The 13623-nt window shown below is 53.8% G+C and carries 13 protein-coding genes; 7 read left to right on the forward strand and 6 right to left on the reverse strand.

The window, feature by feature from the left end; translation table 11 throughout:
* From AC6RA8_RS00740 to AC6RA8_RS00755, 4 genes are read left to right on the forward strand one after another with little or no spacing between them, the layout of a single operon-like run.
* Complete coding sequence (locus AC6RA8_RS00740; protein ID WP_500350213.1) at positions 1-1101, forward strand: DUF2169 family type VI secretion system accessory protein; 1101 nt, start codon at positions 1-3, stop codon at positions 1099-1101.
* Positions 1098-2126 (forward strand): 3-oxoacyl-ACP synthase, encoded by a 1029-nt coding sequence (locus AC6RA8_RS00745; RefSeq protein WP_500350214.1) that lies wholly within the window; start codon positions 1098-1100, stop codon positions 2124-2126. Before AC6RA8_RS00740 ends, AC6RA8_RS00745 begins: the two co-directional genes overlap by 4 nt.
* Positions 2123-3148 (forward strand): DUF4150 domain-containing protein, encoded by a 1026-nt coding sequence (locus AC6RA8_RS00750; protein ID WP_500350215.1) that lies wholly within the window; start codon positions 2123-2125, stop codon positions 3146-3148. The genes AC6RA8_RS00745 and AC6RA8_RS00750 overlap by 4 nt, the downstream gene beginning before the upstream one ends.
* A 28-nt stretch (positions 3149-3176) precedes the next feature.
* A complete protein-coding gene (locus AC6RA8_RS00755; RefSeq protein ID WP_500350216.1) occupies positions 3177-4133 on the forward strand; it encodes a hypothetical protein in 957 nt (318 codons plus the stop codon).
* A 7-nt stretch (positions 4134-4140) separates the two neighbouring features.
* Here AC6RA8_RS00755 and AC6RA8_RS00760 read toward each other — a convergent pair whose 3' ends face one another.
* The 5 genes from AC6RA8_RS00760 to AC6RA8_RS00780 form a co-directional block, all read right to left on the reverse strand.
* Positions 4141-4425: a hypothetical protein gene (locus AC6RA8_RS00760; protein ID WP_500350217.1), complete on the reverse strand. Its 285-nt coding sequence runs from the start codon at positions 4423-4425 to the stop codon at positions 4141-4143.
* Between the two features lie 62 nt (positions 4426-4487).
* Positions 4488-4919, reverse strand: a complete 432-nt coding sequence (locus AC6RA8_RS00765) for a DUF6484 domain-containing protein (RefSeq protein WP_500350218.1) — start codon at positions 4917-4919, stop codon at positions 4488-4490.
* Positions 4920-5153: 234 nt separating this feature from the next.
* The gene (locus AC6RA8_RS00770; RefSeq protein ID WP_500350219.1) at positions 5154-6170 is read right to left on the reverse strand and encodes a hypothetical protein; all 1017 of its coding nucleotides are present in this window, start codon (positions 6168-6170) and stop codon (positions 5154-5156) included.
* Between the two features lie 6 nt (positions 6171-6176).
* Entirely contained in the window at positions 6177-8375 is a 2199-nt protein-coding gene (locus AC6RA8_RS00775; protein WP_500350220.1) for a glycosyltransferase family 2 protein, read from the reverse strand.
* Positions 8376-8387: 12 nt separating this feature from the next.
* Positions 8388-9851, reverse strand: coding sequence for a hypothetical protein (locus tag AC6RA8_RS00780; protein ID WP_500350221.1), 1464 nt, complete (start codon positions 9849-9851; stop codon positions 8388-8390).
* Between the two features lie 768 nt (positions 9852-10619).
* On the opposite strand from AC6RA8_RS00780, the gene AC6RA8_RS00785 reads away from it, so the two are divergent.
* The 3 genes from AC6RA8_RS00785 (at position 10620) to AC6RA8_RS00795 (ending at position 12093) form a co-directional block, all read left to right on the forward strand.
* Complete coding sequence (locus AC6RA8_RS00785) at positions 10620-11102, forward strand: hypothetical protein (RefSeq protein WP_500350222.1); 483 nt, start codon at positions 10620-10622, stop codon at positions 11100-11102.
* 74 nt (positions 11103-11176) lie between these two features.
* Entirely contained in the window at positions 11177-11536 is a 360-nt protein-coding gene (locus tag AC6RA8_RS00790) for a hypothetical protein (RefSeq protein ID WP_500350223.1), read from the forward strand.
* Entirely contained in the window at positions 11536-12093 is a 558-nt protein-coding gene (locus AC6RA8_RS00795) for a hypothetical protein (RefSeq protein WP_500350224.1), read from the forward strand. Before AC6RA8_RS00790 ends, AC6RA8_RS00795 begins: the two co-directional genes overlap by 1 nt.
* Here the strand turns inward: AC6RA8_RS00795 and AC6RA8_RS00800 are convergent.
* Positions 12090-13556, reverse strand: coding sequence for a hypothetical protein (locus AC6RA8_RS00800; RefSeq protein WP_500350225.1), 1467 nt, complete (start codon positions 13554-13556; stop codon positions 12090-12092). The two genes, AC6RA8_RS00795 and AC6RA8_RS00800, sit on opposite strands and share 4 nt — an antisense overlap.
* Positions 13557-13623: the final 67 nt, after the last annotated feature.

Consider the following 13623-nt stretch of genomic DNA (forward strand, 5'->3'; position numbering starts at 1 on the left):
ATGCAAGTCTATAACCAAACCCGCTTTGTTCATGAAAAAACAATGGGGCTGGATAAAGCCGGGCGCGAGTATCTTTCGTTTGTGTTCAAGGGGACGTGGGATTTTCCAGCAGAAGCTGGCCAACTTCCACAACTGGCCGAAGTACAGACACCGTTGACCATGGCTGATGAGTATTCCGGTGAACCAGCCTATTCCGCTCCGGTTCGGGAAACTGACTTCGCGTTTCGCAAGCCACATCCCGAGGTTATCGTCCACGGGGCAGCGTATGCTCCGCAAGGCAAACAAGCGGACCGGGTTCGCGTCGGTGTCAGAGTTGATGATTGGTCGAAACAGTTTGATGTCGTGGGCTACCGTGAATGGCAGGTGATCGGCCCCGTAGTCCGTGCCACCAAGGCGCTACCATTCCGCCGGGTTCCGATCGGGTACGACCATGCATTTGGGGGACAAGACACGTTTGACCCCGAAGACGAAAGGCCCAAGGCCTACGACGACAATCCCGTCGGTTGTGGTTTTGCCTCTCCCGCCTATCAGGACCAACTTGCAGGTCTTGCACTGCCGCTTACCGAAGCCATCGGTGAAGAGGTCACATCACCCTACGGCAGCTACAAACCGATGGCGTTGGGTCCGATTGGTCGGAACTGGCCGGATCGCGCACCATATGCTGGCACATACGATCAGAACTATGTCGACAACATCTTTCCATTTCTCCCCCCGGATTTTGATGACCGTTATTTCCAGTCTGCACCAGAGGATCAATGGCTGCGTGTGTTACGCGAAGGCGCCCCGGTACTTCTGGTCGGCCTCACTCCTGAGGGTCGGGAACAGTTTGCTTTGCCTAAGACTACAACACCGGTCACGCTGTTTCGAAATGGTCAAATATGCCTTGAACAGGATGTCGCGGCCGACACTCTCTTGATTGACACCGAAGCGCGACAGTTCAGTTTGGTCTGGCGATTGGAAGCGAGAATCCAAAAGGCATTTATCGAGTTTAACGAGCTCTGGCTGGGGCCGCCAACGGAACCCATGGTTCGCACCCGCGAAGAAGGACGTCGTTACATCCGTGCTGTTGCCGAAGTCGGCGGCGAAAGCGAAGACGCGTGAACGGATTGCGCATCTCTGCGGCAGGTATGGTCACGGCAGTTGGCTTGGATGCGCCGTCTTCCTGTGCAGCATTGCGCGCCCGCATTGATGGCTTTGCCGAAACGCGTTTCGCAGGGCCGGGCGGAGAATGGTTAAGGGGCGCAGCTGTGCCTCTGCCGCGACAGTGGATCGGAGAGAAACGATGGGCGCACCTGGCAGCGGGTGCTTTGTTGGAAGTGTTGAAGCGGGCCAATGATCGCCGGAGTGTCGAGGTCATCCTGTGCTTGCCAGAAGAAGAACGACCGGGGCGGCCCATTCTTGATGCCGAGAGCTTTCTAAATCGGGTGCAGACGAACCTAGGTCTGGACTATTCCTTGCGCAGTCGGCTGGTGGCGCACGGCCGCCCTTCTGGCATCGTCGCGCTCAGCACCGCACGCAAGGCCCTTGCCAGGGATCCTAACCATGAAATCGTGATTTTAGGGGTCGATAGCTATCTGACAGGGCGTACAATCCAGCACTATTTATCTCAGCAACGTCTTCTAACAGCCGACAATCCCGAGGGTTTTCTTCCCGGAGAGGCTGCCGCGGCAGTTCTTTGTAAAGGGACGGGTCCCGGCATGAATGTTGGTGGCATTGGCCTGTCTCGAGAAGAAGCACATTTTCTCAACGGTCAGGACGAAGATGGTTTCAATCTTCCATTGCGCGGGGAGGGGATGACTGCCGCTTACAAGGATGCACTGTCTGAGGCTGGTCTTGGTCTACATGAAATCGGGGTGAAAATCGGTGACCTGATTGGCGAAACTTTTTGGTTCAAACAAAGCGAGCTTGCCTCATTGCGCACGCAACGCGAACGCAGTGAAGTGCACCCGATTTGGCCAATTGCAGCGGCCTTAGGAAACATAGGTGCGGCGGTGGTGCCGGTCATGCTGGGATGGGCTCTCGCTGCGGTGCGCAAAGACTACGCTCATCGAAAGCCGCTTTTGATCGAGTCCTCGGCCGATGATGGCGCGTGTGGTGTTGCGGTTGTTGGGGGCCTCACCACATGACTGTTTTTGCCAACAATCTGGAGATTTCGGCAAAGGCCCAAAGCTGCAAAATCATCGCAGCCTTCCCTGACACGTGCTTTACCCCACCTCAAACTCCAGCGACCCCACCGGGTGTGCCTATTCCTTATCCGAATTTCGCCATGGACAGCGATTTAACCAAAGGCAGTAGCAAGGTGCTGATCGGAGGTAAGGAAGTCAGCATGGAGAATACCAGTAAGTGGTCCAAGGTGTCTGGGGATGAGGCAGGGTGCGCCCCGAAGAAAGGTATCATCACATCAAAGAACACAGGCGCGGCTTACGCGAAAAAGTGGTCAATGGATGTAAAAGTGGAAAGCAAGGGTGTGGTGCGGTTCACGGATATGGCAACGACCAACCATGCGAGCGATCCGGGAGATGATGCCCCTTGGATCGTCGCGGGCATACCGGGGCCGCCAGTTGTCTTCGAAAGCGAAAACTGCCTTGTTGGGTCCTATGATGGAACAAAGGACGCGTGTAACGCGCGCGGGGGCCAGGCGCACCATATAATTCCAGACCAATACGTCAGACAGGGTAATCGCGGTACTCCGCCAAGTGACCCAGCATTTCCATCTGAAGGCGAAGGATGTTGTATATGCGTGGGTGGTAACGCATACGGTTCAGCAGCTTGCGAGGCCAATCCACGATCCGCGCGTGGAATTGCCAACAGGGATGCAACGGTGCAAAGCGGCCGCTCGTACGCAGCGGCAACCGGAACAACAAGCCTTGCCACGCTGCGCGGTCACGGTTTCCTGCATCAGTTTGACGAACGTTTCCGCGAGATGTCTCCTCCGTCAGTGGCGAATGCATTGAAAACAGCGAATGACCTGCTTGATGAATGTGTCGAATACAACCAATCCGCTGTTGATGGCGAGTGCGCGAAGCAGGCGAAGAAGTGCATCGCTCAACAATACTCGACGGCGAAAAGCCAAAACAAAAACCTGAAGAAGTTCAAACCACGAAGCCAAGCCTCCAAGGACAAGCGTCAGTCGCGTTTGTTTGGGTAACTTGCCGCAATGCTGAAGGGCCATTCGAATGTTTACGCTTCCGATCTCAGAAACACACGCCATCGCCATTGACGATTCAGATGAAGACAACTGGTCTGTCTACAAGGTTGATTTTGAAAAATGGACGTTTGAGTCTTTCAACGTGGAGGGGGAGGGCTCTGTCCAAGGCGCACATTATGACAAAACCCGTGATTTGGTGTGGATAGTTGCGCATGGTGCATTGTTCGCCTTGCAGCCGTCTGAAGAAGAACTCTTCGGAGCACCGCAACCACCAAAAGACTTCTTCATCTACTCAGTTTCGGGTGACGAAGATCAAGTCTATGCGTGTGGTGAGTATCAGAACCTGTGGCGGTTTTCCTGGTCGAGCAAGCAATGGACACCCTTGCTGGAACCAAGCGCGAAACCACCAGACTCTGATGATGCGCAAATTCAGTCTCAGAGAGTGAAAGAGTACGCACGAAAACATCCTCCTCTGTATGCCGGTTTTGCAGCAGGTTCTGACTATGTGTTCTGTGGTGCGCTTGGCGTGCTCGTTCGGGTGCGTCAGGACAACGTCGCGAGGACCGAAATAGCGACCGGCGCGAGACTCATCTCTGGTCATGCCGAAAACGGGCATATCGTGTTGTCTGGTGACAGCAACGGAGCGGAAATTTACAAAGGCGATTTCGACAATGGTTTTGAGCTTTTCTTTGCTGACAAGCAGCCATCCCTGCATCGCACGGCGTTGAACGACGGGGACCGATTTATCGCTATTGCCGAGTACCCTGCATCCAATCTGCACAACCTGTACATCCATGAAGATGAAGAGTTGATCCCATACAATACGGGCTGTGCGCGCGAACCATTTCCACTGACAAGCCTTGTCACTATTGGTGACACCCTTTGGGCGACTGATCTGGCCGGTATGTTTCAGCGAAGAAGCGGGAAGTGGTCCTATGTCGGCATCGAGGACCTCAAGAGTGGAGCATTGTCGGAGGAATCCTGACTTGTGGTCAAATATGACGCTCCAAGTACGCCCTTACTTTGTCCACTTCCAAACTTGCCACATGCATATCCTTCGCACTCGGCTGCAGCATTCGGACGACGAACAATTCGCCTGGTTCCGGGAATTCGGCAAGGCGATCTTCGGCCATTGCCAGCCCCTCGGCGCCAGCAATTCGAAGACCATCCAGATGCGCTTCCAACCGTTCGGTCAGTCGAGCAATTTCTTCTTCATGGGCTTCTTGGTCATCCGGGTTTTCCGGAGTTTTTTCCTGTAGAGTCGCGTCATATTGCATCCAGAGGAACGCTGCCTGTTCGGCATGTTGTCGAAGGATATTGGGTAGGGCAGGGGCCGCCATTAGTTCAGGTTGATCGATCCGCCACGGATCCGGTTGGATGCAGAGGCGTGGCTGACCAGATAACTGCCACGAATGGTGATATGTCCATCCTTCTCAAGAATGATACGCGCTTTTCCACAGCGAAGATCAATTCGGTCCTTCGCTTCGATGATCACACGGTCACCATCTCTGACAATGTCGACCGCTGGCCGTTCCGGCTCGAACACTCCTGGTTGAACGATACGACCGATGATGAGTGGCCGATCACGACGCCCGTCTTCGAATAGGAGTGCTACTTCGCATCCCGTGTCCTCTGACCCCAGTGCAACGGTTGACCTTGCAGCAATGGCTTTGTCCTTAGGGTTTCCAGCAAAAACAACCTGTGCTGCGCCGTCTTGCACACCAAGAAAGATGCCAATGGCAACTCCATCCAGCGTTTCATTTGCTATCATCGCGGGCGCCTCCCTTTAGCTGCAGTTCTTTGTGGGTGAACCTGTTTTGCGGTGGCGGAACACCATTGTCGTGCGGCAGACTCCGGTTCGAAAAACCGTGCAATGCCCACCAAATTTGTTTGAATACTGAGCTACTTCTATGCATTCGATCAATGCGTCAAATCTAGCTCAACTACAGGTTTGAGGTAAACACTTGTGTTCAGCTCTTTGGCCATTTGTTAGGTGTGGATCGACCTATCCGGCTGGCGGTGAAGGATCGAGATTCGCTGACAACTCTTTGAAAAGAATTTCTATATTGGATCTGAGCTGAGGTGAGAGCATGCCCAGCGGCAGTTGTCGGATTTGCTTTGATGTGGGCGCCAGATAGCTTTCAACAGGATCGACAAAATGGCTACCATACGTCTGCACAACCGCTTCTTGCTCTTGCGCGATCCAGTCCGTTTGATCCGAGAGATTGATCGGTACGGCAGCGTCATACTGAGCGGCAAAATCGGGCATCCAGCCCAACGCATCATCCGCCATACGCTCAAACAGTTTCTTTCTTAGATTGAGCCGCTGGGGGTAGTTCAGGGTGGTGTTGCCAAGTATGTTCATGTGGCGACCAAGTTCGACCTGCCAGTCTGGGGCGGTCGTGTTTAACTGTTTGGTCCTGAAAGCGTCTTCGTGACCAATACCAAAAATATCGTCGACGAAATCCTGACCGTAATTGTCCACATCACTTTTCCGCGCATCGTAGCAGAGAATGCGCAAGGTGCCCGACCCAAAGAACTCGCAAAGACGGTCCAAATGCAGCATTGGCAGCGGAGGAACAAGATTAGGCCGCCCGGTGTCAACAACAGCGTTCTCAAGGTACTCTTCAAACGATAGTTTTTGACCATGTTTGATCAGTTCGCGCCAATGGCTTGCCAGTAAGTTGGGCAAGCGACGGATAACATAGATAATCTCAACTTGGGTTTCGCCAAAGGCCGGTTTCAAACGCGCCAACCCCTTTTTGTCCAATGCTGAGATCAGTTCACTTGAGATGAAGACCGTGTCGTGTTCGTCCATCTCATTGGCCAATTCCACCAGCAGAGAGCTATCTTTGCCCCAGCATGCGCGCGCCACATCCTGATGTGCCGCCCCATCGAGCCCTGTGATCGGATAGTGGATTCCGTATCGTGCCAAAAGGCGTCGGTTCGTTGCAAACATATGCTGGAGCGCCGTCGATCCGGTCTTGTGTGGTCCTACATGAAGAACGATGCGATCGGCCATAGTGTCTCACCGATAGCCCAAATCAGCGGCGAGAGACTTTGTGATGTCTTTTACGGGAGACGTGTAAGGCTCCATCGAGATAGTTTCCGCACTTCCCAAGATTATGCTGTTCTCGGCATTGGGGGCCCCGAGCAGTATCCGTTGGAGGATTTGTCTCATGTTGACCCGTCCGGCTCGGAGATCTTCCATGCGGATTTCGGCGTAGGGTGTCGACCGCTCTATGGCCGTTTGCCGTGCATTGGCCAGTCGGCGCGTCCATGCGCTTGCCTGTTGCCGTTCCTCCCCCCGGGTATTCTCCAAACGGTGGATCCAAGCAGGATGGCTTAGGATGTTCAGTACTGGGAGTGCGGTTTGTGGGAGGATGATCGACGTTTCAAGATGCAGTCGCAGCCCGGGAAACGAAGCGGCCAAGTGAGACGAAAGATCTTCGAAATCATTTATTTTCTGAGCTAAAACAACGAGGTCCGCGCCAGAGTTGATCTTGACTGGCGACTCTTCGGTACGACGAAATATGGGTAGTGTCTCGGTTTCCGACGGCAGGCTGTCAATGGCCCCAACGATGTCAAATTGCGCAGCTGCCTTTCGGTTAAGGTGCCATAGTTTCTGCAAATCGCGTTTGGCAAAAACACGGCTATAATACTGCCCCCGGATATCATCCAGCGAAAAGCCAAGATAATGATCAAGTCGCAACCTCTCGGCGGCCACGTCTTCCACTCTTCGTGTGATGGTATGCCCGCCCGTCGCCATCCAAACATCCAAGGGTGCGTCGCGACGAAAAAGTCGTTGTTTTTCGTCGCGCTCCATCATTCTTGTGGTTTGGTTCATCGTTCGACGGAAGTTTAACCGATCGTGCTCCTCATCATCGAACAATGGCAGATGCAGGTGTTCGTCGCATGCGAATGCGACCTGATCGACGGAACTGACAGCCTCCCGAATGGTCATTCCATCTTTGGGTGTCAGGAATTCATCCACATCCGCATGAATTATCCAATCGCTTTTTTGGGCTTGTATGACCTGAGACTTCAGTTCCAATTGAGCAGTCAGATCAAACGCACCCGTAAAGGGTGTGGATATGACATCCTTGACAGATGTTCCCAGATGTCCGGTAGCGATCTTTTCCGTGGCATCGGTCGATCCATGGTCAATCACAACGATCTCGACGCCCATTTTTTGGTTATGATCTATAAACGCTGGTAACAATGCTTCTGCGTTTCGGCATGTCACGACGGCGGTTACTTCGGAGTGTTGGCGTCCAACAACCGGTGCTGAAGTTGGTGCAGTGTCCGCAAGACCGGGGAAGTTCAGATTTTTGTCAGAGTGATACTCTGCAAGTTCAGAAAGCTTATCCTTCCGATTTGATAGTGGCAGCCCAACTCTTTTGAACAAGCCAAGTCGGTGCAAAAAAACACTTGGTTCGTTGACCGCCAAGTACTCCTCATGTTTGCGCGCATTCAGGGCAAGCAAGGCGGGCAGTGCTCCGATGGGGATACTCTTGGTCTTGAGCAATTGCCAACTGATGCCAAAGATTGGCCATCGTTTGAGTTTGGACCGTTTCGCACCTTCCACACCGCATGCTGCATAGCTGATCCAACCCGTTTCCTCTCGAAAAAGCAGGCATGAGGGGAGCGAAAGCTGCGGTCCTTTCGAGAGCAACAACACCATGAAATACCAATCATATGCGTATCCGGCTTGTATCGGAAAAGAAGCGCGCGCAGCCTCGGTCCGCATCAATCCATACATCCGTGTTCCACCTGGATGGGCCAGATAGCGTTTTATCCTCTCCGTCTTGAGACCCTTCAGAAATCCGAGGTTGGGGATAGGCTGAGGCGAGTCACCGATGAACTCTGCAGAAGGGATTGCTGACACCGCTGAAGGCGCAGCATCAAGCGCGGCAACCGTCTCTTCCAGAAACGCCGGATCCCAATAATCGTCACCTGCGAGCCAGACAAAGTAGGCTGTGCGTGCCTCCCTCAGGGCAAGCTCAAAGTTGTGAAAGACCATCCGTCGATCATTCTTACGCACCGATATACGCGGTTCGGCGGTCGCCAATTCTTGTGCAATTACATATGTTTCATCGTCGGACTGGTCGTCCGTGATCAAAAGTTCCCAGTCCTGAAAGGTTTGCGCCAACACAGAGGACACCGCGCGTTCCAACGTTTCAGCGTTGTTGAAGACGGGCATTCCGATTGTGACGCGGGCGGTCATGCGCCAACCTACCTAAACTGCATGAAACGCGACACCGCTTGGTTTTCGCGTCATGGCCAGTGTCGAAATAAGATCGGCTGCCTGTTGCGCCCCGTTTTCCAATCTTGCCCGCTTGCAGTTCAGGCGCAGCGTTTCGCGGGTTTTCGGGTCCAAAAGGCGGCGTAGCGCTCGCTCGAACTGTATTGTGTCATAACTGCGCGCACTGAGTGCCAAGCCACATTGTGCAGCATAGTCTGCACGCAGCCATTGTTCGTCCTGTTCGGGATGTTGGTTGGCCGTAAATAAAGTGGGCAGAGCGGCCGCTAAATTCTCATGAAACGTATTGTAGCCTGCCAGCGCTATCGCACCGTCGAAAGCATTGAGCAGTCTTGAAATCGGAAAGACATCCAAAGTCTTCACGAACGCTGGCAAATCCGGCTCTTTTTGCGTTATGCGCCATCGCGCGAAAACAAGCTGAACCGGGCGCGGCTGCAAAGCGGGATCGCCGATAGAGCAGATTTTCTTGAGGACCCCCGGCATGTCAAAATTGTTGCCGGATCCCAGTTGCAATACAAATGCGGGACGATCCGGATCGAGCCCGATCAAGGCACGCGCAGCTCTGCGATCCAGCATCTCAGACTGATCAAGATACCGGATGCTCGGCACTTGCCGTGCCTCTATTCTACGCTCAACGGTCGGGCCACGATCAACGGGTGCAGCAAGTTCACCTGGTTCCAATACTGTGTCAAATTGGGACGTATGCTGCAGGAGATCTTCGCGTACATCTGCCGGCCAAAGCGGCCTGCGTTGCCAGACACTCCACATCTGCGGAAAATCCGGAAGAACCCGAAGCAGGGGATCGTAGGGAACATTTCCATCGAGCACCAACACATTGGGCCTGTGAAATCGCAGAACCATGTCCAACTCGACCGAGAGTTTTTGGTTCCAATCACTGTACTCAATCCCAATGGATCTGAAATACGGCAAGTACTCAACCTTGAAGCCCTGTTTCTCGGCAACGCTAAAGGCCTTGCTCATCGTCACGATGACAGGGTCACATTGATCAGGCAAACGTCGTGCAGTTGCCAGACAACGGGTGATGTGGCCCATTCCGACACCATTGGACGTCAGATAAAGAACACCAGCCTTGCGTGCAGCGGTAGCTTTCGGCAGCCGGTTCGGAGGGCCGATCCGCGCTGCAACCCGAGCGACGGACTTGTCCGGGCCGAAATGAGATTTCACGAAGTCCAAAGCACGCTCTGACTGCCTGGTGTAGGCATTGGGGTCATTTTCAAAGCCCAGTACTTTGTCCAAGACTTCACTCGGCTCGCAATAAACTGCTGCGTCTCGAAAGAGCGGTTCAAAGTGTTCAGGTAAGAAGCAAACAAGACCGGTCGCCATTGCTTCCAGAATGGATCGTCCAAAGGCTTCAACCCAAACCTCGCTATGGAAATAGGAGAAATAATCCAGACCCGCCAGAAAGTCTTCAACCGGCATGGCGTCAAAGGGCAGAACATCCCAGTTCTGAGGTCGTTCCTCGACAATCTCATCGAGCTGGTTGCCCCATCCCATCAGACGAACACGGAGTTGGTCCGTATCCGGATAAGCATTCTTGAATTCCGCTTCACTGTCCGGCCACTTTTCGATACCGGGCCGACTATGCCGACCAAGCACCGGCGGCTGCCCCCTGAATCTGGGACGACTTTTGCGAAACCCATCTGCGTCGATTGTATTGACCCAATCTGATTGTGTCAGGGCAGGGGCCAAGGTGACCCTGTTGAATGCGTCGCGAACCTTTGGGCCAACGGGCGCCCAATCCACCTGGCCAAACTGTGCTTCGGTTACGCGCATTGTACGCAACAAATCATATTGTTCATTTCCGTCGGCATCGATGGGGGGATGATGCACAATCATCACAAAACGTGGACAGCTGATCCCCAAGGGCAACGCTGGCAGGTGTTCGAAAACGGCCGGATGATGTAGACAACACAGCTCTGCCTCAACCGGTTGACCGGGCGGAACCAGATAAGCCAAGCCATCCTCAACCAACGCTCGAATCCCGGGGTGAAAGCTGCGCCGCCCATCGAAAAGGTTACTCGCATAGGCCAGTAACCCCACCCGGTAGCCTGCGCCGTGCAACGCCCTCACATCGGAGACTATGGACGTGGACGTTCCGCCCGGAAAGCGAAAGTCTCCAACAAGTAATACATCGACTCTCAAAACTGGTGTTCTCGCAAAAACTGAGGTTAGTCTAACAAGGAATTGATGTTTGTCTATTTTCAGCGACAAGGCTTCCTGATGGTTTGGAACAAGTTCAAGCGAGCAATTTCCGCTGGTCATCAGGCGGTTGATGTCTCATTGAACGGTGCCCCATCAGCGCAGGATGTGTACAAAACAAGCTGGGCGCTGATCCATCTGGATGATGCCAAAACTGCCGAAGACAGCCTGAACGATCTCCAAGCCATTTGTCAGCGGTCTGGATTTCGCAGTCTGGTTATTTCCAACATGTTTCCACCGACTTTGATCAATCAGCCGGAAATAATTTTTGAATATGTGCCATTGGACATGCGCTCAAGCTTGGATGAGGGTGCGGGGACGGCGACGTCAGAAGAGTATTTGATGGCCCGCTTAGAGCACATCACGCAATTCTGGCAGGTTGTTGGGTGCACATGGCATGGCAACCGCGCATCGGAAATCAGGTCGGTTGCAGCCACTCGGTGCGGGCCAAACTCTGTCTTTGCAGCCTGACGTTGATATTCCTATTTTGATTAACCGCTGGTTTCTGCTATGATCCGGTCATTAGATTTTTAGGTTGTATTGAAATGGCTCAGATCACCCGCCTCGCCCTTTTTTGGCGTGCATTTTTCTTGTCATTGATTTTCGGATCGACCGCAGCAAGCGCGGACGAAGCCGAAAACAGGCTGTGGCAAAACACAGTCTCCCAAAACACGCCAAGTGCATATTTCAACTACCTCAGCAGCTATCCGGCAGGTGTATTTGTCGAGCAGGCTGTCAATGCGCTGGTCAACCTGGGGTGCGTGAACCAACGTGGGATCGACACTTCATGTGGCGAAGCTCTTGGCACCGATAGATCGGTAGCGCCGAGCGTTAACAGATCAGTTGAGAGCGAAAGGGTTGGTGACAGCCAGCGTCAACAATCTGCTGGTGGGGGCCTGTACTGATGACCATACTTCCACGTTGTTTTTATGCCGGATGTGCAGCGCTCGTGTTGACCGGATGCGATGCGATACCGAACGAAGACGGATTGTATCTGGTTGAAAAACCAGAAGGGGGCGTGTCGTCCGTTCAGACCTCCAAATCGATCACTCAGATTGCCGCCGCTTTTCAAGCCGCTGGCTTTAAGGATGTTGCAATTGTTGATGCTGGTACAACCGTTGAGGCCAGCACCCGATCTGAAAGAATGGTCAATTGCGGGACAATCGCACAGGTTGCCCTTGGAAACCGGGCCACTTTCCCAGGGTCAGCGCCGCGTGCCGCGGTCATCTACAATAATGAGCTGTTTGTTCGCTTAGTGGACACAAAGTCTACTGTAAGAGTTCAGATGGGGGAGGGTGACCTCTATTCGATCTCAGAAGATCATAGGGTGACACTTGAGTATCAGGCGCCCGATGGAACCACTTTGTTTCGTCAGACAAAATCCTTTGATCAGCAGCAAGGTGCTGCATTCGCAGACGGCGTGTCTTGTGAGAGTGCAGGCGCAGCCAGAGCTGTTCTTTAGGGTAAACGTCCCCACACAGCATCCGCCGTCCGGATCAGAGCTGTAGCCGTATCCTCATCTAACTTGTCTGCGGCTTCAAGAAACGCTTGCTTGCGCGCAATCGCTGGCGTCAAGAACCTAAGCCATTCGGCGTCAGCTTTCGGCCAAGTTTGGATTCTTCCATTTCCGAGAAGTGTTTCGACGGCGCCAAGGTAAGCGTCGCGGTATGGGCCATCGCATACCAACACGGTTGCATTTTCCGATAGAACGCCCGACTTAAAATCGCTTTCCGCAAAAAGTGCCGCTTCTTTCTTGGATTTGGGCTGACGGCGCTCTCCCAAATGCTTTGGAAGGACGGCGTACGGCACCTGATCTGGTGCGTTCATAAACGTCCGAACGGCGCCAAACCGTATGCCGGAAGGAATGATCTGACCTGTCAATTGGCAGTAGGACGAATACCCGATCACACGGTCCCCCGTGCACAGACTGGGGTCAGGCACATGTTTTTCCATCTCGATCGTCGGTTGAACGGCCTTGTCAAAGACAAAGCAATATCCGTCGGCATCCAAAGACTTGACCTTGTCCGCTGGCACCGTCGGGTAGTCACAGGCGCGCCGGGCAGGGCGGTTTTTATCTTCAACAACGCCTTCTGTACGTAAGTGTTCAATTTTGCCGGAAGCGTGCGGGTTCCCCAATGCATCGGCGGCACGCAAGTACCAATCTGCCATCTTCTTTGACGTCGGGGTTTGGCAGGCGCGTAGACAGGACAGTCCGGTATTGTGAAACGCTGAAGGGTGGTCGAGCGTCCGAGCGACATCAAATAGAGCGCGGGCAACCTCGGCGATTTGAGTGTCTGTTGCTGCCATCATAGTCAGGTACCCAATCGCATCATGTCGACTTGCCGCGGGGGTTGCCGACAGCAAGTCCGCGTCGATCAACCATTGAGATTGGACAGTATCGAATTCGGCAATCGGGAAATTCAGCTCCGCTCGAATACAGTCGCCCATCTTGCGCAGGTCGTCTTCCAGCCAATCCCACCTCCACGGCCCGTTGGTTCCGGCGATCCCATATCGCGAAGCAACGTCGCGCGACCAGAGCTCCGACAACCACGCATAATCGTTGACACACCTGGGGTCTCGCAACTGCGTCTGCGCGTGGTGAAGTAATCCAAGACGGGCACCATACAAAACCCAATGCCCATTCGGCGCATGCCGCCCAATCGTGCACCATGTGCCCAAAACGCGGGCAACACTGGCTCGCTGCCACTGGTCCAGCGACAGCCTTTCCACCTCTTCAATAGCCAACTGGTAGAGGAATACGGCCTCTCTGTATCCGGCTCGAAAACCGTGCAAGGCAGTCCGCGCAGGGTCAGTATAGGCGCCGCGTTCGGGCCGGGTAATCTGGCCTGAGCGACCAGGAAGCACACCGCCGATGTCATGGTCCATCGACACCTTGTCGTCTGGCGCTGCTTCATGCGTTCGCATTTCCTGCAAAAGCCTGGTCGGCCAAAGTTTGACAGAGCCGTTACCGCTCCATAATCCATTGACCTGA

Source organism: Tateyamaria sp., from assembly GCF_059783535.1.